The organism is Sorangium sp. So ce128 (assembly GCF_051525245.1).
GTDB classification, from domain to species: domain Bacteria; phylum Myxococcota_A; class Polyangia; order Polyangiales; family Polyangiaceae; genus Sorangium; species Sorangium cellulosum_B.
On record NZ_CP150313.1, the window covers coordinates 811518 to 835518 of the forward strand.

Below are 24001 nucleotides of genomic sequence, written 5' to 3' on the forward strand. Positions count from 1 at the left end.
GGACGCGGGGCACGTTACGCACCGAGGGCGCTCGCGTGGCGCGCGCCGGCCCGTCGAGGCGCACGCCGAGGCGCGAACCGCCCCGTCGAGGCGCGCGCCGGCCCGTGGAAACGCGCCGAAGCGCGGATAGCGTGGGGGGCCCCACGCGGCGGTTGCGGAGCTGTGCCGGATCGGTCAATAGGTCCGACCCTCCTGCGTCAACGGGCCGCGACGGATGTCTGGCGTGCTGACGCTCCGGCTCAGCCTGTCACCTCATCCACCATCGCATCGGCATCCCCGTGACCGCGAATCGTTCTACGAGCCCCACGCCCACCCGAGAGCAGTCCACCGCGCCGTCCTCGGCCACCATCACGACGTCCACCCGGCCCGCGCCGCCCACGCCTCCCACGTTGGCGGACGGCGCGCCCGGCGCCGGGCTGAGCGAGCACGGCGCGGCGATCGTGCACGAGGAGGAGGCGCTGCTCGCCCGCGTCACCGCGCACCTCGCCGCCGCCGCGACCAAGCCGTCGCGCCCGCCGCCTGCCGAGAACTACGAGGAGCAGCTCCTCTCGCTGCGCGATCAGATCGCGGCGGCGCGGCTGGAGGACGTGCCGGCGCTGGTGCAGCAGATGGAGCGCCTGCAAGGGATCGCCGCGCGGCGGAGCGAGAACGTCGTCGAGCCCGTCGATCCGAAGTCGCCCTACTTCGGCCACCTGCGCCTCCGGGAGAAGGGCCGCCCCGAGCGCGACGTCCTCATCGGGCGCACGACGCTCGTCGACGCGAGCGCGGGCGTGCGGATCGTCGACTGGCGCCACGCCCCGGTCAGCCAGATCTACTACCGCTACGAGGAGGGCGCGGAGTACGAGGAGACCTTCGGCGAGCGCGACGTCGAGGGCACCGTGCTCGTGCGGCGCACCGTGACCATCGACGACGGCGAGCTCTATCGCATCTCGGCGCCGCAGGGGACGCTCGTGCGCGGGCCCTCGGGCGGCTTCCGCGAGATCGCGACGCGGGCGACCGAGCTCTCCGGCGGGCAGGGCAGCGCGGTGCGCCCCGAGGACATGCGCGACATCGCGCGCGCGGCGGCGGGCGGCGCGCGCGGCGGGCTCGGGACGGGGGCGGCGTTCCACGCCCGCGAGGACCGGCACCTCCCGGAGATCGCGGCGCTCCTCGACCCGCGGCAGTTCGAGCTCATCTCGAAGCCGGACGCCGGCATCGTGGTCATCCAGGGCGGCGCCGGCAGCGGCAAGACGACGATCGGCGTCCACCGGCTCGCCTTCCTCTCCTACAACGGAGGCCGCCGCTTCACCGCCGACAAGATGCTCGTCATCGTCGGCAGCCCCGCGCTCCGCGCGTACATCAGCGAGGCGCTCCCCGCGCTCGGCCTGGGCGGCATCGCGGTCGAGACGTTCTCCGAGTGGGCGCGCGCGGCCCGGAAGCGCGCGTTCCCGTGGCTCGAGGCGCCGATCGAGGAGAACACGCCCTCGGTCGTGACCCGCTACAAGACCCACCCGGCGATGCTCCACCTCCTCGAGCAGCGCGCGGCGGAGCTCAAGGACGACGCGCGGGCGCGGCGCGACTCGCGCGGCACCCTCGCGTTCTGGGCGGACGTGCTCACCGATCTCGACCGGGTGATGGCCGCCTTCGAGGCGGCGGGCGACCCCGAGTTCGGCCCGGAGCAGGTGAAGCGCGCGTGGCGCTGGTGCGCGGACCGCTGCCCCGCCGTGCTCGACCTCGACCCCGGCGACCGCGCCGAGCGCAAGGCGGCGATGGCCGACGAGCCCGCGGACGACGACGACGACCGGGGCGGGGACGGGCGCGAGGTCTCGAGCGACGACCGCGCGGTGCTCGACCCCGAGGACGACGCGCTCCTCCTGCGGGCGTACCAGCTGCTCCGGGGCGAGCTCCGCAAGGGGAAGAACGTGCTCGTCTACGAGCACCTCTTCGTGGACGAGGCGCAGGATCTCGCGCCGATCGACCTCGCGGTGCTGCTCGGCGTCGTGGCCGAGCCGCGCAGCGTGACGCTGGCGGGCGACACGGCGCAGCGGCTCTTCATGGACTCCGGCTTCCGCGACTGGCGGGCGACGCTCGACGACCTCGGCCTGTCGCGGGTCGACGTCGAGCCGCTGCGCATCGCGTACCGCTCGACGCGCGAGGTGCTCGCGTTCGCCCGCGCGGTGCTGGGCCCGCTGGCGGATCCGACGCCGCCCCTCGCCCCGCGCAGCGGGGCGCCGGTCGAGCACCACCATTTCCCGAGCGCCGGCGCGGCCGTCGCGTTCCTGGCCGACGCGATCCGCCCGCTGTTCGCGCGCGAGCCCCGCGCGACGCTGGCGATCCTGGCGCGCCACCCCGAGCAGGCGGACGTCTACTACGACGCCCTCAGGATGGCGGAGATCCCGAACCTCCGGCGCGTGCGCGCCTACGAGTTCGCGTTCCGCCCCGGCGTCGAGGTGACCGAGGTCCGGCAGGTGAAGGGCCTCGAGTACGACTACGTGGTGCTGGTCGACGTGAACGCGTCGACCTACTCGGCCGACGACGAGTCGCGGCACCTGCTCCACATCGGGGCGACGCGCGCGGCGCACCAGCTCTGGGTGATCTCGACGGCGGCGCCGTCGCCGCTCGTGCCGGACTGGCTGGGCTGAGGGGCAGGGGGACGAAGGGACCGCTCGGGCGCAGCCGAGCTGTGCCGCCGCCCTCGGAAGGCATCGGAAAGGGAACGGACACAATCGACACCGGGCCGTGAGAGAATCCTTGACCGGAGCGAGGCCGTGAGTAGATTCCCTCTCGCGCGGTGGAGCAGCCTGGTAGCTCGTCGGGCTCATAACCCGAAGGTCGTGGGTTCAAATCCCGCCCGCGCAACCACGACCCAAGTAGCAAGAGGACGCGAGGATTGGCCGGAAAGGCCACCTCGCGTTTTTCGTTTTCAGGGTCTGTCTGCTGACGCCGAGCGTGAGACCGGAGAGGCGGTCTGAGCGATCCCGCCGTCCGGTCCCTTCAGGCGAGCGTCGCTCGTCGCGCGCTTTGCCTGCTCGCTTGGTGTGTGCCTCTCGGGAGAGGTCCTGGTCGTCCCGGCGGCCTCGCGCGCCCTGGGTCCCAGTCGTTCCATCGGAGCGCGGCGGCGCGGAGCGGCTCGAGCGCAGGGGCGATGAGGGGCACACCCCTTCTGGAACATCGAGCGTCGACGGCGTGAACTCAATCGCTCTCTGCGGCTCCGGCGCGCTGCCGCTCCGATGCCCTGTCCGTCGGCGGTGTCGCTCGGGAAGTGCGCAGCGCTACGGGGCCGGTGCAGGTGCGGTTCGCCAGCGCCACATCCGCGGCCTCGGTCCGCTCGTCGCGCAGCCGCGCCCCCGGCGAGGTCGCCGCGATCTGCGCGCGTTCGTCGTGCGTTCGTTGCGCCTTGGTCGGGCGTTGGTGGACATGGCGCGCGCTTCCACCGGCGTCTCGCGCCGGCGGCGCAGCCCTCTCGCCGCGCCGTAGGCAGGCGCCGGCCCCGTGATGTAGGATGGCGATAGAGGCGGCTCCTGTGCTCTGAACACGCGCGCCGCGGCGCGCACCCCACCGGCGCATTCCCGGTAACCTCCAGCGGACAACCACGATGGCCAAACCGAACGATCCCTTCGCACCCTCGACCAACACGCGCGGCGCCGCGACGCCGGGGGATGCTGCCAAGCCGCAACGCAGCGCGCCCGCGCCCGCGCCCGCGGCGCGTGCGTTGCCCTCTGCGGGGCCTGCCACCCAGCGAGGGCCGGGGGCCTACGGCGCGCCCGAGTTCCTCAACAAGGCGCGCAGCGCGCAGCCGCCGGAGCTCCTGAGCCAGCGCACCATCGAGCTCGTGCAGTGGTCCTGGGCGAAGGTGATGCCCATCTCGGACGCCGCGGCGGCGCTGTTCTATGAGCGGCTGTTCACGCTCGAACCGTCGGTGCGGCCGCTGTTCAAGAACGATATCGCCGAGCAGAAGAAGAAGCTCATGCAGACGCTCTCCGTGGCCGTCGATGGGCTGAACAACCTGCCCAAGCTCGTGCCGGTGCTCCAGGCCCTCGGCGTCCGGCACCAGGGCTATATGGTCGTCGATCGGCATTACGACGTGGTGGGCGAGGCGCTGCTCTGGACGCTGCGCGAAGGGCTCGGCGACTCCTTCTCGGCCGACGTCGAGTCCGCGTGGAAAGAGGTCTACGGCGTGGTCTCGGACGTCATGAAGAAGGCCGCCGCCGCCCACGCGGCCGTGGGCGGCGCGCAGGCGCACCCCTCGCCGGCGCCGGCCGGGAGGGAGGCCCCGCGGATCGGCTCCTCGCAACCGGCGCAGCGCTCGGCGCCCGCGGAACCGTCGGTGCAGATGCCGAAGTCGGTGCCGCCGCCCTCGTCGACCAAGGCCTCGCGGACGCTCGTCGGGGTCGTGCCGCCCTGGCAGGGCGACCCGCCGCCGCCCGCGCCCGCCGCGGCGCCCGCGGGCGCGCCGATCAGCCTGCGCACCATCGAGCTCGTGCAGCGATCGTGGGCGAAGGTGATGCCCATCTCGGACGCCGCGGCGGCGCTCTTCTACGACCGCCTCTTCGAGCTCGAACCGTCGGTGCGGCCGCTGTTCAAGAACGACATGGCCGAGCAGAAGAAGAAGCTCATGCAGACGCTCGCCGTGGCCGTCGATGGGCTGAACAACCTGGGCAGGCTCGTGCCGGTGCTCCAGGCGCTCGGCGTGCGGCACCACGGCTACATGGTCGTCGATCGGCATTACGACGTGGTGGGCGAGGCGCTGCTCTGGACGCTGCGCGAAGGGCTGGGCGACGGCTTCACGCGCGACGTCGAGTCGGCATGGACCGAGGTCTACGGCGTGATCGCGGACGTCATGAAGAAGGCGGCCGCAGATCACGTCGCGAGCGGGGGCGGTCGCAAGGCCGACGCCGCGCCCGCGCGGGAGCGGGCGCCCGCGCAGCGGCCGCCCCTCTCGGAGCAGCGCGCGCCGGCGCCGTCGAGCGTCACGGAGGTGATGCCGGCGAAGAGGCGCCCGGGCCCGCTCGACGAGGACGCCGACACGCTGCACTACCAGACCAACCCTGCCCATGAGGCCATGATGACCAGCGGTATCCACCACGAGGAGTCCCGGGCGGCGGCGCGCCCGGCATCCGCAGCGCCCCCTGCCGTCGCGAGCGCGAGCCCGCAGGGGCTCGTCATCCCGTGGGCGGGCCAGGACATGGTCGTCAACGTCCACGTCAAGCTGGACGGTCCGCTGGTGACGGTCCCGGTCTCCTCGCCCGGGATTACGTCGCCGACGGTCGCGGCGCCCGTCGTGCTGGAGCCGACTGGCCCGAGCGGCCTCGCTGCGGGGCTCGCGATCGCCCTGCTCTCGATCGCCGCCTCGATGGCCACGGCCATCCTGATGACGGTGGGTGGCGCCGACAAGGCTGCGGCGGGCGTGGGCGCCGCGGCCGGCGCGGGCGCCGTGCCCAACATCGCTTCCCTCGCGACCTACGCCGTGCCGATCATCGTCACGGTCCTCGTCCTCTCCGCGTTCACGATGGGACACATCCTGGGGCGGGGTCGGGCGCGGAGCGACGCGGGGCCCGGCGCGGGGCAGCTGTGAGCTCCTCGTGCGGGTCGTGAGCGGATCGTGAGCGGGTCGTGGACTGGAAGCCGACGCATTCGCCCGGCGAGCGCACGGGTTTGATGGCAAGATGGGAATGAGAGTCCGATGATCGCGGAGCCTGCGAGTACGCTGACCCACCTGGCGGGACAGTGGCTGGGACCCTTCCAGCTGATCCAGCTGCTCGGCATCGGCGCGATGGGCGCCGTGTACCTGGCCAGGGACAGCGTGCTCCAGCGCGACGTCGCGGTGAAGCTGATCGCGAAGGGGAGCGCGGACACCGATCCCGAGCGGCGCGACCGCTTCCTGCGCGAGGCGCGCGCGGCGGCGCGCCTCCTCCACCCGAACGTGGTGCAGATCTTCCAGGTCGGCGAGGACGAGGACGTCCGCTACATCGCCATGGAGTACGTCCACGGCCTCACCATGGCGCAGGCGGCCAAGCAGCACGGCGGCCGCCTGCCGGAGCAGTTCGGGATCGAGAAGATGCGCGAGGCCGCGGCGGCGCTCGAGCTCGCGGCGTCGTTCGGCATCTCCCACCGCGACGTCAAGCCCGCCAACCTCCTCCTCAATGCGTCGGGGACGCTCAAGATCGCCGACTTCGGCCTGGCGTCCCATCCGGAGAGCGGTCCGCTCGGCGGCAGCGCCGCCCGTACGCTGGAGGGCACGCCGTTCTACATGAGCCCGGAGCAATGGACCGGGCAGGACATCGCGCCTCCGTCGGACATCTACAGCCTCGGCTGCACGTTCTACCACCTGCTCGTGGGCAGGACGCCCTTCTCGGCGCGGGATCTCGCTGGCTGCTTCCAGGCGCATTGCCACGCGCCCGTCCCGGATCCGAAGCTGGCGATGCCGGACATCGACCCGCTCCTCGCGGAGCTCTTGCGCCGCTGCATGGCGAAGAGGCCTCAGGAGCGGCCGTCGGCCGGGCACATCGTGGCGTTCCTCGAGGACATGCTGATGCTCCGGCGCAGCAGCGTCAGGCCGCGAGAGATGGCGGAGCCGAAGAGCGCGCTGCTCGGCTCGCCCGTGGATCTCTCCGATACGAGGATAAGCGAGCTCCCAGCGCCGCCGAGGGGCCCGCTCGCGACGCCGACGGGCACGATCCTGGTGAACAGCTCGACCGCCGTCGGGCACTTCACCGGCCAGTACAGCTACCGTGATCATTTCGGGCTGACCGGCTATCCGTTCAGCGACATCCGGCAGCCGAGCTTCTTCTGGGACGCAGGCCCTTATGCCTGGATCCTGAGGACGCTGGCGTCGCAGATCGTGGCCGGGCAGCGCCCGGCGATCCTCGTGGGCGAGCCGGGGAGCGGCCGGACCTTCGTCTGTGAGATGATCAAGAACAAGGTCCCGCGGATCCATGTCTTCTCGGTCGAGCCGCAGCTGCTCTTCGGGACGCGGCCGCTCGTGTCGCTGTGCAGGCAGGTGGGGGCGACGGCCATCACACCGACGCTGAGCCAGCAGTTCCTCGTCGACGCGTTCCTCGGGCAAGCGCTCCTCCGCGCCGGGTCGGACGCGATCGCGGTGCTCGTCGTCGACGGCGTCGATCCGGAGGATCACGATCTCCTGATGGAGCTCCATGACATCCTGCGCTGCGCCCCGGCGGGCAAGCTCTCGATGATCCTGGTGGGCGCCCCCGATCTCCCCGCGACCCTCGCCTCGAACGGCGTGCCGCGCGAGCTCTACTCCGGCGCTCAGTCGCTCCTCTTGCCCGGCATGACCCAGCAGGAGATGATCGAATACATCGACTTCAGGATGTGCTCGGTCGGAGGGAGCAGGCGGGGGCTCCAGATGGACCTCGCGTCGCAGCAGCTGCTGCACGCGAGGAGCGGCGGTAGCCCGAAGCTCATCAACATCTACTGCCACAACGCGCTGACGATCGCAGCGCTCCAGGGCGAGACGGACGTGAGCCTGTCGTCGATCCGCCTGGGAATGAAGAGCAAGAGCTACCTCACCGCCGAGGCGGCCACGAACCTGATCCGGGGCTGAGCGCGCGCCTCCAGCGGGTCGTCAGGCGCGGCCGGAGCGGTCGTGCGCGGGGCGATCACAACGCGCTCGCGCGCTGGCCAATCCCCCTCATTCCTCGCCGCGTTAGCTGTCGTTTCCGGCGGTTCCGACTGGTGCGACCGTCCTGGCCGCTCCGGTCGCGGACGGCGCGCTCGGCGGCGCGGCGGGGAGGGGGGCGCGCCCGGGCATTGCGGCGAGCACCGCCGCGTCCGTCATCGGCGCGCGCGGCACGTTCAGCGCGCGTCCAATACGCGCCCTCGAATGCTTGTCGTTGTCGATGCACCTGCCGCGCGTGTATGCGCTGAGCCGGTCGCGCGGCTCCTGCTTGCGGCATGCCCCGAAGGATCCCTTGATCAGCGCGAGTCCCGCGCGAAAGCATTTCTCTCGATCCCCGACGAGATCCTCGTGCGACCACCCCTCCCGGGTCTTGCCGGCGCCGACGCGGACCTGGAGCAGACAGGAGTCGAGCCCCGAGCCGCGCGCGAGCTTCCCGAGCCCGAGGTCCACGTCGCGACGGTAACCGCTCTCGAAATACGCGATCGATAAGAGCAGCGCCATCGTCTCGGCTCGACCGCGCGGGCCGCCGAAGAGCGGCTTCAATGCGGGATCATAGGCAACCTTCGCCGCCGCGCGCGCGATCTCGTGGTAGCGCGCGCGGCCTTCCTCGGGCGTCTCGACCGCGTCCTTGATGAAGCTCTTCCCAGGCGGGGCCCATGTCATCATGATACCAACAGCCCACGCGATAATCGTATCCATAAGACATGTAAGGTCATGGGCTACCTCTGTGTCAAGCAATTCGGACAGCCTGGCTGGGATTGTCGTCGTCCGTTGTATGATGGCGTGCCGCTCAGTGTGCATTATAACGTCCTCGTCAAATTGCGAATGACCTGGGAAGCGGTGCGTCGTACGTGGTGCGCAATCGATTTCGCACTGGCTCGCACTGGCTCGCACTGGATTTGTGTTCGGTTGTGTTCAGTTACGTTTGTTGCGCTCGTTGCGCTCGTTGCGCTCGTTGCGCTCGTTGCGCTCGGTTTCGCGAGATTGCGGGTGTGCTCCCGGTTAAATTCGCGCCGAGTTGTCTCGCGCTCTCGCCGCGGGGCTCACGAATGGAGTGGCCCTCTCCAGTCCTCGAGAGAGCGACTGGCCCTCACCGGGCTGGGAGCGGTGATGTGCTGCGCGCGCGCTCGACGCGAGGCGCGCGTCAGGCCTTCTCGGCGGCGTCTTCTTCGGAGGTCGCGCGCGTGTCTTCGAGCCGGTCGACCGCGCGCAGCTCGGGGAACAGCCATGCCCAGAGCAGCACGACCGCGATCGTCCCGAGGCCGCCGAACACCACGGTGGGCACCGTCCCGATGAGCCTCGCGAGGGTGCCCGACTCGAGCTCTCCGAGCTCGTTCGAGGCGCCGACGAACACCATGTTGACCGCGCTCACGCGGCCGCGCATCTCGGGCGGCGTGGCGAGCTGCTCCAGGGTCATCCGCACGACGACGCTCACCATGTCGGCGGCGCCCATCACGGTGAGCGCGACGAGCGAGAGGGGGAAGCTCCGCGACAGGCCGAACACCACCGCGGCGAGCCCGAAGAGCCCGACGCAGAGGAGCATCCTCGGCCCGGCGCGCCGCGTGATGGGCCGGAAGGCGAGGACCACGGCCATGAGCCCGGCCCCGACGGCCGGCGCGGCGCGCAGGAAGCCGAACCCCTGCGGGCCGACCCCGAGCACGTCGGTCGCGTAGATGGGCAGCAGCGCGACCGCGCCGCCCAGGAAGACGGCCGCGAAGTCGAGCGAGATCGACGCGAGGAGGACCTTCTTCCGGTAGACGTAGCGCAGCCCGGCGAGCGCCGTGGCGAGCGACGGCGGCTTCCTCTCCAGGCGGCCGGCGGGCGCCCGCACGGCCAGGGGCCCGGCGCACGCCGCGGCGAGCGCGAGGCTCGCGCTCAGGTAGACGGGCGCAGGCGCCTTCCAGAGCGCGTAGAGCAGCCCGCCCAGGCTCGGCCCGCCGATGGCGCCGACCTGCCAGAGCGTCGATTGCCACGTCACCGCGTTCTGGAAGTGCTCCGTCGGCACGAGCGTGGGCAGGAGCGCCGAGCCGGCCGGCCCCTGGAAGGCGCGCACCGTGCCGAGGAGCACGAGGACCCCGTAAATCGCCGGCAAATTCGGGCTCGGCGAGCGCGCGAGGAAGAAGAGCGCGAGCGCCGCGAGCGCCGAGGTGAGGTAGCAAAGGACGAGGATCCGCCGCCGATCGAAGCGATCCGCCGCGTGCCCCGACGCGAGGGACAGGCCCGCGACAGGGAGGAACTGGGCGAGCCCCACATAACCGAGCGCGAGCGGATCTCGCGTGAGGTCGTAGATCTGATACCCCACGGCGACCGATTGCATCTGGTAGGCCACCGTGGCCAGAAGGCGGGCCGCCGCGTAAACGCAAAAATCGCGCGATGTGAAGGCGGCGAAGGGCGACGACGGCTTCAGGGCGGCGGGGGCGGTGGCCATGAACGAGTCCGGGCGACGTTCATGGCGCATTCCAGCGAGGGTCGCCAGGCTGCGATGCTGCGGTTACGGGCCGGGAGATCGAGCGCCAGGTCGCTGCACCCCGCGCGCCGTGGAGGGGTTGCATCCCGGGCACTGTGAGGGAGAGCAGGGACGGTCCGGGCACCACGGCCGGTCATCGGGACGGTCACGTTCACGTGGCCTCGGCGTGGAACACTGGCGCGCCGACTTGGACCTGTGGTAAGCGGCAGCCACACATGATGCTCCTTGGACATGACACTTCGTCGGGACGGGCGCGCGACCTCGCCGAGCAGGCGTGGCGCGCCTGGACGCTGTTTGGCAGCCGCTCCCGCCGTGGGCGTGATGGCCGGCGCGACGACGACGACGACGACGATTTCCCGCGGCCGAACGCGATCCTCACGTGGCTCCCGATGCTGGGACGCGCCGTCTCGCCGCTGCCCGCCTGATCCACGCGCCGCTCAGGGCCCGCTCGCCGTCAGCGTGAGCGAGCCGTCGCGGAGGCTCACGACGCGGTCTGCGGTCGCGATGCGCGACCAGTCGAACTCGCGGAGCAGGTCCGTCGGCGTGCACGGATCGGGGCGATCCCGCAGGCCGACGCAGCAGGCGAGCGCGCCGGTGAGCGCGGGCGCGCTCCGGGCGAGCGCCGCCCCGCGCGCCGCGCCGTGCGTCTTCGCCAGCTTGCCGCCGCGCTCCTCCAGGAGGAGCAGGTGGTGCCGGTAGACCGGCGCTGGCAGCCCGAGCAGCGCCTGGAGCGCCGCCTGCGTCGCGGTGCTCGGCGCGATGTCGCGCCCCCGGACGACGCGCGTGACGCCCGCCGCGCCGTCGTCGACCACCACCGCCAGCTGGTAGGAGAAGGCGCCGTCGCGCCGGCGAACCACGGGATCGCCCATCGCGAGGGCGGGCTCCTGCGACAGGTCGAGCCCGCCCTCGTCCAGGGGCCGGAACACGCCGTCCGGCAGCTGCGCCCGGATCGGCTCCACGCTCGCGCGCCACCCGCCGGGCGGCAGCGCGCGGCCGCGCGCGCGGTTGTCGTAGGCGAAGCCGCCGTCCGGGGCGCGCCGGCCGATCGCGCGCACCTCCTCGCGCGTCGCGGAGCAGGGGTACAGCGCGCCGAGCGCCTCGAGCCGGTCCATCGCCGCCTCGTGGTGCGCCCTCCGCGCGTGCTGCTCGACGCGCTCGTCGAAATCGAGCCCGAGCCACGCGAGATCCTCCTCGATCGCGCGCGCGAACTCGGGCCGGCAGCGGTCGGGATCGAGGTCCTCCAGCCGGAGGACCAGCCGCGCGCCCCGCGACCGCGCGTCCAGCCAGGAGAGCAGCGCCGCGGCGAGCGTGCCGAGGTGGGCGGGCCCGGTGGTCGACGGGGCGAACCGGCACACCTCGCTCATCGCTCTTCCTCCTGCCGCTGCCGGCCGCGCCCTCGTCGCGCGGCCCGCGGGCTCGTCACGCCGCGCCTCAGAGGAAGCGCGCGATGCGCGCCCGCACGCGCGGCTCGCCCAGCACCGCCATGACCTCGGTCAGATCAGGGCTGTTCCTCGTCCCGCAGACCGCGACCCGGAGGAGCATCGAGACGTCGCCGACATGGCCCTTCCACGACTCGGGAGAGGCCTTGTACTGCTTCACCTCGCCTGCGTAGCCCGAGGCCACCGCGATCTGCCGGATCTTCTCGAACCACGCCTCCTTCGAGTCGGCCGGGTCGAACGTGTCGAGCATCTGCCGGAGGAGCGGCTGGCGATCGCCCTCCGGGACGTTCTCGGGGAAATCGAGCGCGTCGACGCGGTCGTAGAGCTCGTCGTAGAAGAAGAAGAGCTGGGCCCGCAGGTCGGGCCAGGTGGTGATGCGCTTGTTCGACTTCTTGCCGCCGCGCTCGATGCCGAGCGCGCGCTTCGTGTACTCCGGATCTCGCTCCATCAGCGCGGCGAGCTCCTTGTCGTGCTCCCTGGCCCAGTCGAGGCCCTGGGTATAGACCTCCTCGGCGCTCATCCGGCTCACGACCGCCTGGCTCACGCTCTTCAGCTTCACCATGTCGCTCAGCGCGCCGCCGGGGGCGAGCTTGTTGAGCTTGAGGGGGAAGGCGGAATAGGGCTTGTCGGGGTTCGCCTTGCGCCAGTCCTCGAACGCGGAGTTGGCGATGTTGAGGAGGTACTCGATGGTGCCTGTCTCGGGGACGCCGATCTCCCGGTAATACGCGATGTTCGCCTCGGGGTCCTTGCGCTTGCTCAGCTTGCGCCGCGCGTCCGAGACCTTCGTCTCGCCCGTCTCCGGGTCGACCTCTTCCACGCGATCGAGCTTCTGGATCGGCGGGACGTGGGCGTACTCGACCGGCCTGAAGCCGAGCGTGCGGAAGAGCTGCAGGTGGAGCGGCATCGACGAGATCCACTCGTCGCCTCGGATCACGTGCGTCGTGCGCATCAGGTGATCGTCGATCGCGTGGGCGAAGTGGTACGTCGGGATGCCGTCCGACTTGAGGAGGATGGTGTCGAGATCGTTGACGGGCATCGAGATGACGCCCTTCACGCCGTCCTTCCACTCGACGCGGCCGGAGACGTCGTCCGGCGCGCGCAGCCGGAGCACGAACGGGGTGCCGCCCGCGAGCGCCTCCTTCACCCGGGCGAGCGGCGCGTCGCGCCACTTCGCCCACCGGCCGTGGACCCCGGGCTTCACCGTGAGGGCCATCTGCTCCTGCCGGATGGCGTCGAGCTCCTCGACCGTGCAGAAGCAGGGGTAGGCGAAGCCGCGGCGGATGAGATCGATCGCGTAATCCCTGTAGATCTCGACCCGCTCGGTCTGGATATAGGGGCCGTAGCTGCCCTGCTGCACGAACTCGCCTCGCGACGACGCGTCTCCGTCCTTCGCCGGCGCGCGGAGCACGCCCTCCTGAGGGGAGAGATCGAAGCGCGCGAGGGAGTCGACGATGGTGTCGAGCGCGCCGGGGATGGCGCGCTTCACGTCGGTGTCCTCGAGGCGGAGGTAGAAGACGCCCTCGCTCTGGAGCGACAGCCGCTTGTTGATGAGCGACACGAAGATGCCGCCAATGTGCATGAACCCGGTCGGGCTCGGCGCGTAGCGGGTGACCATCGCGCCTTTGGGCAGCGCGCGCCGGGGATAACGCGCCTCGTACTCCTCGGGCCGCCTGGCCGACGCCGCGGCGTCGCCGAAGAGGAGGCGCACGAGCTCGTCGCGGTCCTCTCCGGGGCCCGGTTCGCGGACGGTGACGGGAAGCGTCGTCTCGTTCGGGGCCTGCTTGTCCATGAGGGCGCGTCGCTCCTGGTCTGACATCGGGCGGGCAGCCATTGCACGCCCGCCTGGCCTTGTCAATCGGCCGGGGCCCCGTCAATCGGCCGGGGGCCTGTCAATCGCGGGCTAACGAGCGCCGGCGCGCCGCGCTACTGCGGTGTGTTCTCGCCGATGAGCCAATAGGTCTTCATCGCGCCCTTGCCCTTGATCGCCACGAGGCCCCGCTCCTCGAGGAGGAAATCTCGCGCGAGCAGGGAATAGCTCGCCTCGCTCACCTGGATCCGGCCGGGCTCTCCGCTCGACTCCATGCGGCTCGCCACGTTCACCGCGTCGCCCCAGAGATCGTAGCTGAACTTCTTCTTGCCGATCACGCCGGCGATGACAGGCCCGGTGTTGATGCCGATCCTGAGCTGGAACGGCTCGCCGTCGTCGCCGACGAACTGGCGCACGGTGTGCGTCATGGCGATCGCCATCCGCGCGATGGCCCTCGCGTGATCGGGGCGCTGCGCCGGCAGCCCGCCGACGACCATATAGGCGTCTCCTATGGTCTTGATCTTCTCCAGGCCGTGCTGCTCGGCGAGCTGATCGAACGAGGAGAACATCCGGTTGAGCAGGCCGACGAGCTCCGCCGGAGGGAGCCGCGCGGCGAGCGGGGTGAAGCCCGCGATGTCCGCGAAGAGGACGGTCACCTCCTCGAAGTGCTCGGCGATGAGCTGCTCGTGCTCCTTCAGCTGATCGGCGATCGTCCTCGGCAGGATGTTGAGGAGGAGCCGGTCCGAGCGCTCATGAGCTCGCTCGGCCGCCGCCTTCGCCTGCTCGAGCGCCGCCTTCTGCTGGCTCTGCCGCCGCGCGTTCGCCTCCAGGGCCGACAGCATGCCATTGATCGAGCCGGTGAGGCGCGACAGCTCGTCGGTGCCCGGCATCGCGACCCGCGCCGAGAGGTCGCCGACGCCGCCGATCTCCGTGACCTCCCGGCTGAGGCGGGCGAGCCGGTACAGCACCAGCTTCTCCAGGAGCAGCAGCGTCACGCCGCCGAAGACCAGGCCCACGACCACGGTCACGAGCACGAGATAACGCAACGTGTCATGGCCCATCCTGAGGATGGCCCGGTCGTTGTCCACGCGCACGAGCAGCGCCGGCTTGCCGTCGATGTCGTTGAGCACGGTGTATCCGGCGATCCGGTCGCTGCCGAGCGGGTGGACGAGGATCGGGTCGCGGTCGGACAGGGCGGCGCGCGCCTCGCGGAAGTCGCCGGGCAGCTGGGGATCGTCGAGGCGGTGCACGGCGAGCGAGAGGCCGGCGGGCTCGGTGAGGCGCTTGATCTCGGCGTCGGTCAAGAAGCGCCCGAACGTGACGGTGCCGGCGACCGGTCCGCGGCCGGAGCTACCGACGCTCGGCTGGGAGCAGAGGAGCATCGGCCCGTCCGGGAGGAGGACGATGCCGCCTCGGACGGCGCTGCCGGGCGCGTCCCGCCCGAAGAGGAGATCGCCGACGCGGAGCCGCTCCGCGATGCCGCGCGGCAGGGGGGCCCAGCTCTTCGTGGCGTGCTCGTAGCCGGTGCTGTACACCGGCGTTCCGTCGGCGCCGGCGAAGACCGCGAGATCGATCCGGGCGATGTCGAAGAGCTGGGCGACGAGGTTCGAGCGAACGAACTCTTGATTGCCGTCCTGCACGAACGCGTAGGCGTCATCCCACTGGCTCCAGTCGGTCCAGCGCGCGTTGAAGTCGCTGCTGGCCTGGCGGAAGAGGTTGAGCGCCACCTGCACGGTACGGCGGGTGTCCTGCGCCTCGGCGGCCATCGAGTTGGCGAGGAGCGCCCTCGAGGACACGCCGTACAAGGCAAAGCTGAGCCCGAGCAGCGTGGCGGCGATCGCCAGCAGCGTCTTCGCGCGCAGTGAGAGCAAGGCGTCGAGGGCGGGCTTCAGCGGCGCCGAGACTATCGAAATGCGGGACGGCGCGGAAGCGCGCCGGCGCCAGCCGGGACGGCGCGGGCCCGCGGCGGGCGGGGGAGGGGGCGCGGCGGCGGGGTGCGGCGGTGCCCCTGGCCCGGTCCGGGCCGCGCTCGCGTCGAGGGGTCCCCGGGGCGGGCCAGGCGGCGCGGTTTCATTCTCGTTCTATGGCGGCACGCGAGGCATCGAGTTCCAGATGTGTATCGTGGACGTTCCCGCCCGTCGTTTCGGGCCGAGTCCTCATCGATATTCGCGGAAATTCAGGTCCGTAGTAATGAAAACAACTTGAACGGTTGTCGCCGTTTCCGGCGGTGATGAACGACGCTACGGTATCTCACGTTGCCTCGTGGCTTCCTTGGACCGCTGTCGCGAGAGCAGATAGAATGCGTGCAATGCACACGCCCGGCCGGCTGCTTGTCATTCCTGCGGTCCTTCTCACCCTCGCCGCGTGCGCCAACGGCACCGACGATCTGCTGCCCGGCTATTACGAGGAGCAGGCCGGCGGAGGCGGACTCGGCGGTGATGGCGGCGCCGGAGGGGGAGACCTGTCCGCGAGCTCGAGTTCTAGCTCGAGCGTGAGCGTCGGCTCCACCGGGGCCGGCGGCGACGGAGGCGAAGGCGAGAGCAACGAAGGCGGTGGGGGCGAGGGCGGCGGTGGAGGAGAGGCGGCCGAGTGCGACTTGGGTGCGCCGAACACCTGCCTTGGAGCAGAGGATCTTGGTTGGATCTCTGGCGACGTCGGCGCTGATTCGTTGACAGAGACAGGGGCCACGTCGAAGTGGTTCAAGATCAAGATCGATGACGAGGAGGACGAGGGTAGCGACGAGCATTTCCGTGCCACGCTCACCTCCCCGCCAGGGATGAACTTCGATTTGATCGTCTACCAAGGGGAGCCTGAGGTTGATGCACCGGATTGCTTCGCGTCCGGCGTGAGAGGGCAGGGTACGCCCGAGTCGTTTTACGTGACCTGGAATGACCGCTGGGGCCCGGAGGACGACATCTGGTTCATCATCGAGGTGCGTCACACCGGAGAGACCGTGTGCGGTGAGGACGCGAACTGGACGCTGACGCTCCTCGGCAACAATGCGGCGTTGCCCTGAGCCTGCGCGCGTCATCCATCAGCGTTCGCACGCTACAGCCTTGCGTTGCAGCGTAGCGCTCGTCCGAGCTCACTCTCGCTGTCGAACGCGACGCCATGAAAAGGTATATCCCAGCTCAGTTGATCTCCCCTCGGTAGATACCGGCCAGTGCGGTACGATCCCCTTTCGGGCCGATCGCCACCGATGTTGCCCACTGGAAGGGACCCACGCCAAACATCTTGGCCCACGCGACGTCGCTGCACCCCACGCCGTCGCAGTCCTCATCGCCCCTCTCGTTGCAGTCCTCCTCGCCCGGGAGCACCTGCTCCTCGCAGTCCCCCCATCGCCCATCCGCGCCGCAGGTCTGCGTGCCCGGCGCCGGTCGACGCGAACGCGGGCAGGGCATGGCGCAGGAGAGGCACGCGGGAACCGTAGCCGAAACCCGCGCCGCCAGGACAGGGCTCCTCGGCCGAGGGCGCCCCGGAGCACGCGAAAGGCACCGCGCGCCGCCCCGACGCCGCCCCGGAGGGGGCCGTCGGTGATCGGCGACACGGTGCCTCGACACCTGGCACACCGCCTCAGCTCGCGCTGATCGGGATCTGACGCGGCTTGAGCGACGCGCTCTTCGGCAGGTGGATCCGCAGGACGCCCGCCCGGAGATCCGCGGAGATCTTCTCGGAATCGATGCCCTGCGGGACGACGAAGCTGCGGCGGAAGTCCGGCAGGCCTTCGACGCCCTGCTCCCGCTCGGCCGCCTCGGTCCGCCGGCCCTCGAACGTGAGCTCCCCCTTCTCCACGCGGACCGCCAGGCGATCCTGCGTCACGCCCGGGAGATCCGCCACGACCAGGAGCTCCTCGGCGCTCTCGTAGATGTCGACCGCCGGCGCCACGGCGGGGCGCTGCTGGATCTTCTCGGGGTTGCTCTCGGCACGGTGGGTCAAGCTTCGATCGGTGCTCATGTTCATCGCTCCTTCCTCTGTACACTCCAGATCCGCTCATCGCAGGATCGTCGCTCTCCTCTTCGTTCGCTCTCCAGCTCTCAGGTCCCTCAGCGAGCCGTCACCGCGATCTGACGCGGCTGCGCCTCGGCGGCCTTGTTCAGCGTGAGCGTCAGCACGCCGTTCTTCAGGACCGCGGTCGTCTTCTCCGGATCGACCTTGCTCGGCAGCGTGAAGCTCCGGCTGAAGCGCACCGCGCCCCGCTCCCTGCGGTGGACGAGGTAGCCCTCCGGCGCATCCGACTTGCGCTCGCCGCTCACCGTCAGGACGTCCTGATTCAGCGAGATCTGGACATCCTTCTCCGTCAGACCCGGAACATCGGCCTTGACGACAAGGGCGCTCCCCGTGTCGAACAGGTAGACGCGCGGACCCCCCACGTACCGGGACGTCTGGTCGAAGTCGCCGCGGAGCGACGCGCGGGGCGCGTCCGCCTCCTCGAAGACCCAATCGAGGCGCCGGCGAAGCTCATCCATCATGGCAAACGCGCGATCGAAATCCGTGGTTCGGTGCAGCATGGTCAATCCTCCATGACCGCCGCGCGCGGCGCGCGCCGGGGCTCCGCCCGCGGCGCCGTCAACCTGCTCGCGACGGCCGATTTGTTGTAGCGTTACGGGACCTTGGCTCCGAGAGCCGGTCTCTTCGCACCGCCCAATCTTTGCACGGCACGTGGGGTGTCAAGAGCACGGCGCGCCGTCGTCCCCCCGAGGCAGATCGGCGGGAGTGGCGATGGCGACCGGGCTCGTCAGAGCGAAGGGAAAGGCGGGCGAGCGCGACCTCTCCGGCTCCCCGGAGCAGCTCCATGCGCCTCCCGCCGGCCACCGCCCTGCAGGCCGAGCCACGCCAGCGCAGGCAATCGACGGAGCCAGCCACGCAGGCGCCCGGTGGAGCCTGCCGCCTCGAACACCTCGAACATCCCTGGGAGCGCATCCCGGAAAGCGCTAGAAACCCGGACATGCAGCCCTGCCCGTCCGCCTCCCGCCGCCGCGGCGTCCTTGTCGCCCGCCTTCGCTCGGTCTCCTCCGCGGCGGCGCTGTCCCTGGCGCTGATCTCGGGCGCCGCGCTGGCGCTGCCCTCGGAGGGGGACCGGGCGCCGAACGCGCGCGTCGAGGACGCGGACGGCCGCGCGCTCCAGCTCAAGGCGCTTCAAGGCAAGCCGATCCTCATCGTCTACGAGGACAAGGACTCGAAGACCCAGAACCAGGCGCTCAAGGACGCGCTGGCGAAGCTCACGAAGGGCGACCGCTACCGGCGAGGCATCGCCGTCGCCGCGATCGCCGACGTCAGCTCCTACGACTTCTGGCCGGCGAGAGGCTTCGTGAAGGACGCCATCCGGGAGGAGTCGAGGAAGGTCGGCGGGACCATCTATTGCGACTGGGACGGCTCCTTCCGCGCGGCCTACAAGCTCCGCCGCGGCGTCAGCAACGTCGTCGTTGTCGGCAAGAACGGCCACGTGCTCTTCGCGGCCGAAGGCGCCCTCAAGCCGGAGTCGCAGAGCAGGGTCCTCGATCTGCTCCGCAAGGAAGTCGAGGGCTGACCGCAGCGAACGCCCCGGCCGGCGGGGCGCGCGCTCAGCGCCCGTCCCTGCGGCGCCGCCGCGCGTGCAGCGCGGACTCGACCTGCGCGCGGATCTCCGCCGCCTCCGCGGCCGCCACGAGGCCGCCGCGCGCCTCGATGAAGGACCGGAGCGCCCCGGCGCCCGCGCCGCCCACGATCCACGGCACGCCACGGCACGCGTCCGCGTAGGCGTCGATGAGCTCGCGCGCCGACGGCGGGAGCGGTGGGATCGCGACCGTCAGCGCGACGAGGTCCGGCGCGAGCGCCTCGACCGCCCGCGCGATCGCGGCGGGCGGCGTCCTCGCGCCGAGCACGACGGAGCGGAAGCCCCACGAGCAGAAGCGCAGGCCGATGCCGAACAGCCCGAGCACGTGATCCTCGTCGGCGAAGGCCGCGAGCAGCACGCGCCGCCCGCTCTCGCCAGGCTGCGCGAGCCGCAAGAGGTGCAGCAGCGTCGCGCCGAGGACCTGCGAGGTGAGGTGCTCCTGCGCGACCGTGATCTTCCCTGCGTGCCAGAGATCGCCGATGCGCTCGAGCGCCGGGCCGAGCGCGCGCTCGAAGATCGTCACCGCCGGGCCGAGCGAGAGGGCCCGGTTCACCTCGGCCTCGAGGCCGTCAGGATCGAACCGGACCGCGGCGTCGACGATGCGCTCGCTCGCCCCGGCGAACGCGTCGCCGCCGCTCGTGCCCACCGGCACGCGCGGCCCCGCCGCCTCGAGCACCATGCGCGCCGCCTCGGCCGCGGCGATCCCGCCGTTCACGTGGTCGCGCATCTTCTTGATCACCGCCACATCGTCGTCGCTGTACAGGCGATACGCCGACGCCGTGCGCGCAGGGGACGGCACGCCATAACGGCGCTCCCACGCGCGCAGCGTCGCCGAGGACACGCCACACATCTCCGAGACGACATGGATTCTGTAGCGGCTCAACTGGATAAACCTTGCTAGGACCCGCCGAGCCGCGGCCGTCCGCGCCGGCCCGGCGCACCGGGATGCATCGGAACGGCGGGCAGCGAGGCCCAGAAAGACCCCCTCCTGCCGACGTCTTTCACCTTGGTCATTCGCCTTTGTCAAAGGCTAGGACAAACATTATACTGCGCGTCATGCAAAACACCAGCGCTTCGGCGCAGGATCCGGCGCATCCGGCGAGGCCCGACGCCTCGCCGGGCGACGAGGTGGCCGCTCCCCCGCGAGCGGCGCGCGCGCCCGGCGTCCTCCGTGGAGCGCGCGCGCCGCGCGCCGTCGTGATCGGCAGCGGCTTCGGGGGCCTCGCGGCGGCCGTGCGGCTCGGGGTGCGGGGCTACGACGTCACGGTGGTCGAGAAGCTCGACCAGCCGGGCGGGCGCGCGTACGTCCACCGCCAGGACGGGTTCACCTTCGACGCGGGGCCGACCGTCATCACGGCGCCGTTCCTCCTGGAAGAGCTCTGGCAGCTCTGCGGCCGGAACATGGCCGACGACATCGACATGCGGCCCGTGACGCCGTTCTACCGGATCCGGTTCCACGACGGCGCGACGTTCGACTACACGGGCGACGCCGCCGCGATGCGCGCCGAGGTCGCGCGCCTCTCACCCGGGGACGTCGAGGGGTACGAGCGCTTCGTCCGGCGGAGCGAGGCGATCTTCCGCGTCGGGTTCGAGGAGCTCGCGCACGTGCCGTTCGGGTCGTGGTTGGACATGGCGCGCATCGTGCCGGACATGGTGCGGCTCGAGAGCTATCGCACGGTGTACGGCCTCGTCGCGAAGCACGTGAAGGACGACCGCCTGCGCCAGGTGCTGAGCTTCCACCCGCTGCTCGTGGGCGGGAACCCGTTCTCGACGACCTCGATCTACAGCCTGATCGCGTTCCTCGAGCGCAACTGGGGCGTCCACTTCCCGATCGGCGGCACGGGCGCGCTGGTGAAGGGGCTCGTGTCGCTCATCGAGGGGCTCGGCGGCTCCGTGCGGTGCGGCGCCGAGGTGCGGCGCATCTCCGTGGAGGGCGGCCGCGCCCGGGGCGTGGAGCTCGCGTCGGGGGAGCGGCTCGCCGCCGACGTCGTCGTCTCGAACGCGGACTCGGCGTGGACCTACCGGTACCTCGTGCCCCCCGAGGCGCGGAAGCGCTGGACCGACCGGCGCATCGAGCGGCAGCGCTACTCGATGAGCCTCTTCGTGTGGTACTTCGGCACGCGCCGGCAGTACCCGGACGTCGCTCACCACACGATCCTCCTCGGCCCGCGGTACAGGCCGCTGCTCGAGGACATCTTCGAGAAGCACGTGCTCGCCGACGACTTCAGCCTGTACCTGCACCGCCCGACCGCGACCGATCCGGCCCTCGCCCCGCCCGGCTGCGACGCGTTCTACGTGCTGTCCCCGGTGCCGAACCTGCTCAGCGGCACCCACTGGCCCACGGCCCAGGAGCGGTACCGGCGCTCCATCTCGGCGCTGCTCGAGGCGACGATCCTGCCGGGGCTCGAGGGCGCGCTCGCGAGCTCGCGGCTCCTCACGCCGCAGGACTTCCAGGACCGGCTGCTGTCGTTCCGGGGCGCGGCGTTCGGGCCGGAGCCGGTGCTCGCGCAGAGCGCCTTCTTCCGGCCCCACAACGCGAGTGAGGACGTCGAGCGCCTCTACCTCGTCGGGGCAGGCACGCACCCGGGCGCCGGTCTGCCCGGGGTGCTCTCGTCGGCCCGCGTGCTGGATAGGGTGGTCCCGGATGCATCGAAGCTCGCCTGAGGCGTCGGCGGCGGACTTCGCCGCGTGCAGGGACCTGCTGCGCAAGGGGTCGAAGAGCTTCGCCGCGGCGGCGCTCCTCCTGCCCGCGCGCGTGAGGGAGCCGGCGGCGGCGTTCTACGCGTTCTGCAGGGTCGCCGACGACGCGGTCGACGAGCTCGGGGAGCACGCGCCGCCGTCCGCGGCCGCGGCCGCGGTCGCGACGCTGCGGGAGCGGCTCGCGCGCGCCGCGGCGGGCAGGCCGGACGACAGCCCGGTCGATCGCGCGCTCGCGCACGTGATGGCGGAGCACGGGCTGCCGCGCGCGTTCATCGAGGCGCTGCTCGAGGGGTTCGCGTGGGACGCGGAGGGGCGCCGCTACGAGACGCTCTCGGACCTGAACGCCTACGCGGCGCGCGTCGCGGGCACCGTGGGCGCGACGATGTCGACGCTCATGGGGGCGCGGGGGCCCGACGCGCTCGCGCGGGCGTGCGACCTGGGCGTCGCCATGCAGCTCACGAACATCGCGCGCGACGTCGGCGAGGACGCGCGGCGCGGGCGGATCTACCTGCCGCTCGCCTGGATGCGGGAGGCCGGGATCGCGCCGGACGGGTGGCTCGCGCGGCCGGTGTTCGACGACCGGCTGGGGCGGCTCGTGGCGCGGCTGCTCGCCGAGGCGGAGGTGCTCTACCTCCGCGCGGGCGCCGGCATCCCGATGCTGCCGCGCGACTGCCGCCCCGCGATCCAGGCGGCGCGGCTCATCTACGCCGACATCGGGCAGGTCATCGCGCGCCGCGGCTTCGACTCGGTGTCGACGCGCGCCGTGGTGTCGCCGGGCCGCAAGGCGTGGCTCGTGCTGCGGGCGCTGGTCGGCAGGTCCGTCGCGCCCGCGGAGGCCCGCGAGCACGGCGCGGCGCCGCCGCTCGACGAGGTCCGCTTCCTCCTGGAGGCGGCGCGATGAGCGCCGGCGGCGCGCCGGGCTCAGCCGCGCGGGAGATCGACGCGGCGCGGGGGCGCGTGCGCGAGGCGGGCGGCGAGGCGCTGCTCGCGCGCCTCGAGCACCTCGACGCGGTGCGGGCCGCCCCGGCGCCTCGGCCGGGACCCTCGCCGCGGCCGCCGGATCGGGGCGCGACCGCCGATTACGACGTGGTCGTCGCGGGCGGCGGGCTGTCGCTCCTGCTCGCGCCGCTGCTCGCGTCGGCCGGGCTGCGCGTCGCGGTGCTCGACAGGGCGCGGATCGGCGCCGCGCACCGGGAGTGGAACGCCGGGACGGCCGAGGTGGCCGCGCTGTCGGCGTCGGGGATCTTCGCGAGGGACGAGATCGAGCGGCTCGTCATCGCCCGCTACGTCGAGGGGCTCTGCCGCTGGCACGGCGGCGGGACGTACCCGGTGCGCGGCGTGCTCGACCACGCCATCGACGCGGCGGGGCTGCTCGCCGCGGCGCGGGCCCGGGCCGAGGCGCTGGGGGTGACGCTGCTCGACGGGCACGCGCTCCTCGGGCACGCGGAGGGGCCGGACGCGGTCGCGCTCGCCGTGGCCGAGGCGCAGCCGGGCGCCGCGCCGCGCGCGCTGTCCGCGCGGCTCCTCGTCGACGCGCGCGGCGCGGCGAGCCCCTACGCGACCGCGGACCTCCTCTGCCCGACCGTCGGCGGCGTGCTCACGGGGCTCTCGGAGGGCGACGGGGAGCGGCGGATCCGGCCGGACGTCGGCGAGATCCTCGCCACCACGGAGGACGTCGAGGAGGGCAGGCAGCACCTCTGGGAGGCGTTCCCGGGGCGGCCGGGCGAGACGACGGTCTACCTCTTCTATTACGCGCGCTCCGGGGACGTCGGGCCCGGCGCGCTCCTGTCGCTCTACGCGCGGTTCTTCCGGCTCCTCTCGCGCTACAAGGAGGGCGACGCGCGCCTCGTCCGCCCGACGTTCGGGTTCATCCCCGGCTGGTCGCGGCTGTCGGCCGCGCCGCGCGCGCCGGGGCGCCGGGTGCGGCTCGTGGGGGACGCGGCGGCGCGGCACTCCCCGCTGACGTTCTGCGGCTTCGGCGCGAACGTGCGCGAGCTCGCGGCGACGGCCGCCGATCTGGCGCGGGCGGTCCGGGAGCCGGGCGCGCGTCGCACGTTGGCCACGGCGCGCGACGCGCCGGTGCACTCGGGCACCGGCGCGCTCGCGGCCCTGATGGCGAAGCCCGCCGGCGGGGCGAGGGCAGGGGAGATGAACGCGCTCCTCAACACGGCCTTCGCCGTGCTCCACGCGATGGGCAACGACGCGTACGCGGGGCTGCTGCGCGACGAGATGCAGCCGGCCGATTTCGTGAGGTTCTTGCGGGAGACGGCGGCGCGGCGGCCCGAGGTGTACCGCGAGGTCGTGAGCGCGCTGCCGCTCCGGGCCATCGGCCGCTGGGGTGCGGGGCTCGCGAGGGAGCTCTACCGCGCCCGCTGAA

General features: G+C 71.9%; 18 protein-coding genes and 1 tRNA gene. 10 read left to right on the forward strand and 9 right to left on the reverse strand.

What is annotated here, in order from left to right; translation table 11 throughout:
* Positions 1-278: 278 nt before the first annotated feature.
* From WME82_RS03225 to WME82_RS03240, 4 genes are all read left to right on the forward strand, one after another.
* Positions 279-2621, forward strand: coding sequence for an ATP-binding domain-containing protein (locus tag WME82_RS03225; RefSeq protein WP_438041629.1), 2343 nt, complete (start codon positions 279-281; stop codon positions 2619-2621).
* A gap of 143 nt (positions 2622-2764) precedes the next feature.
* Positions 2765-2841 (forward strand) — tRNA-Met (locus WME82_RS03230).
* A gap of 733 nt (positions 2842-3574) precedes the next feature.
* Positions 3575-5554, forward strand: a complete 1980-nt coding sequence (locus WME82_RS03235) for a globin family protein (RefSeq protein WP_438041630.1) — start codon at positions 3575-3577, stop codon at positions 5552-5554.
* A 108-nt stretch (positions 5555-5662) separates the two neighbouring features.
* Entirely contained in the window at positions 5663-7543 is a 1881-nt protein-coding gene (locus tag WME82_RS03240) for a protein kinase domain-containing protein (protein ID WP_438041631.1), read from the forward strand.
* A gap of 102 nt (positions 7544-7645) precedes the next feature.
* Here WME82_RS03240 and WME82_RS03245 read toward each other — a convergent pair whose 3' ends face one another.
* Complete coding sequence (locus tag WME82_RS03245; RefSeq protein WP_437863177.1) at positions 7646-8284, reverse strand: hypothetical protein; 639 nt, start codon at positions 8282-8284, stop codon at positions 7646-7648.
* Between the two features lie 478 nt (positions 8285-8762).
* Entirely contained in the window at positions 8763-10046 is a 1284-nt protein-coding gene (locus tag WME82_RS03250; RefSeq protein ID WP_438041632.1) for an MFS transporter, read from the reverse strand.
* A 254-nt stretch (positions 10047-10300) separates the two neighbouring features.
* Here WME82_RS03250 and WME82_RS03255 point away from each other — a divergent pair, with 254 nt between their 5' ends.
* Positions 10301-10510, forward strand: coding sequence for a hypothetical protein (locus WME82_RS03255; protein WP_437549338.1), 210 nt, complete (start codon positions 10301-10303; stop codon positions 10508-10510).
* A gap of 12 nt (positions 10511-10522) precedes the next feature.
* On the opposite strand, the gene WME82_RS03260 is transcribed toward WME82_RS03255, so the two are convergent.
* The 3 genes from WME82_RS03260 to WME82_RS03270 form a co-directional block, all read right to left on the reverse strand.
* Positions 10523-11449 (reverse strand): glutamate--tRNA ligase family protein, encoded by a 927-nt coding sequence (locus tag WME82_RS03260; protein WP_438041633.1) that lies wholly within the window; start codon positions 11447-11449, stop codon positions 10523-10525.
* A 67-nt stretch (positions 11450-11516) separates the two neighbouring features.
* Positions 11517-13313 (reverse strand): glutamate--tRNA ligase, encoded by a 1797-nt coding sequence (locus WME82_RS03265; RefSeq protein ID WP_438041634.1) that lies wholly within the window; start codon positions 13311-13313, stop codon positions 11517-11519.
* Between the two features lie 134 nt (positions 13314-13447).
* The gene (locus WME82_RS03270; RefSeq protein ID WP_438041635.1) at positions 13448-15202 is read right to left on the reverse strand and encodes an adenylate/guanylate cyclase domain-containing protein; all 1755 of its coding nucleotides are present in this window, start codon (positions 15200-15202) and stop codon (positions 13448-13450) included.
* Positions 15203-15639: 437 nt separating this feature from the next.
* Here WME82_RS03270 and WME82_RS03275 point away from each other — a divergent pair, with 437 nt between their 5' ends.
* Positions 15640-16347 (forward strand): hypothetical protein, encoded by a 708-nt coding sequence (locus tag WME82_RS03275; protein WP_438041636.1) that lies wholly within the window; start codon positions 15640-15642, stop codon positions 16345-16347.
* A gap of 115 nt (positions 16348-16462) precedes the next feature.
* On the opposite strand, the gene WME82_RS03280 is transcribed toward WME82_RS03275, so the two are convergent.
* The 3 genes from WME82_RS03280 to WME82_RS03290 all read right to left on the reverse strand — a co-directional run bounded on the left by WME82_RS03280 (position 16463) and on the right by WME82_RS03290 (position 17839).
* Complete coding sequence (locus tag WME82_RS03280; protein WP_438041637.1) at positions 16463-16732, reverse strand: hypothetical protein; 270 nt, start codon at positions 16730-16732, stop codon at positions 16463-16465.
* A 172-nt stretch (positions 16733-16904) separates the two neighbouring features.
* Positions 16905-17285 (reverse strand): Hsp20/alpha crystallin family protein, encoded by a 381-nt coding sequence (locus WME82_RS03285; RefSeq protein ID WP_044967738.1) that lies wholly within the window; start codon positions 17283-17285, stop codon positions 16905-16907.
* Between the two features lie 89 nt (positions 17286-17374).
* Positions 17375-17839: an Hsp20/alpha crystallin family protein gene (locus tag WME82_RS03290; protein ID WP_437863332.1), complete on the reverse strand. Its 465-nt coding sequence runs from the start codon at positions 17837-17839 to the stop codon at positions 17375-17377.
* A 437-nt stretch (positions 17840-18276) separates the two neighbouring features.
* Between WME82_RS03290 and WME82_RS03295 the strand changes: the two genes are divergently transcribed.
* Positions 18277-18858, forward strand: coding sequence for a YtfJ family protein (locus tag WME82_RS03295; RefSeq protein ID WP_438041638.1), 582 nt, complete (start codon positions 18277-18279; stop codon positions 18856-18858).
* A 34-nt stretch (positions 18859-18892) separates the two neighbouring features.
* Here WME82_RS03295 and WME82_RS03300 read toward each other — a convergent pair whose 3' ends face one another.
* Positions 18893-19807 carry a MerR family transcriptional regulator gene (locus WME82_RS03300; RefSeq protein ID WP_438041639.1) on the reverse strand — a complete coding sequence of 305 codons (915 nt, stop codon included), beginning with the start codon at positions 19805-19807 and terminating at the stop codon, positions 18893-18895.
* Between the two features lie 173 nt (positions 19808-19980).
* Between WME82_RS03300 and crtI the strand changes: the two genes are divergently transcribed.
* Genes crtI through WME82_RS03315 form a run of 3 tightly spaced genes read left to right on the forward strand, consistent with a single transcriptional unit; the run spans position 19981 to position 24000 of the window.
* Positions 19981-21588: a phytoene desaturase family protein gene (gene crtI / locus WME82_RS03305; RefSeq protein WP_438041640.1), complete on the forward strand. Its 1608-nt coding sequence runs from the start codon at positions 19981-19983 to the stop codon at positions 21586-21588.
* Positions 21569-22525 carry a phytoene/squalene synthase family protein gene (locus WME82_RS03310; protein ID WP_438041641.1) on the forward strand — a complete coding sequence of 319 codons (957 nt, stop codon included), beginning with the start codon at positions 21569-21571 and terminating at the stop codon, positions 22523-22525. The genes crtI and WME82_RS03310 overlap by 20 nt, the downstream gene beginning before the upstream one ends.
* A complete protein-coding gene (locus WME82_RS03315; RefSeq protein WP_438041642.1) occupies positions 22522-24000 on the forward strand; it encodes a lycopene cyclase in 1479 nt (492 codons plus the stop codon). Before WME82_RS03310 ends, WME82_RS03315 begins: the two co-directional genes overlap by 4 nt.
* Position 24001 lies beyond the last annotated feature (1 nt).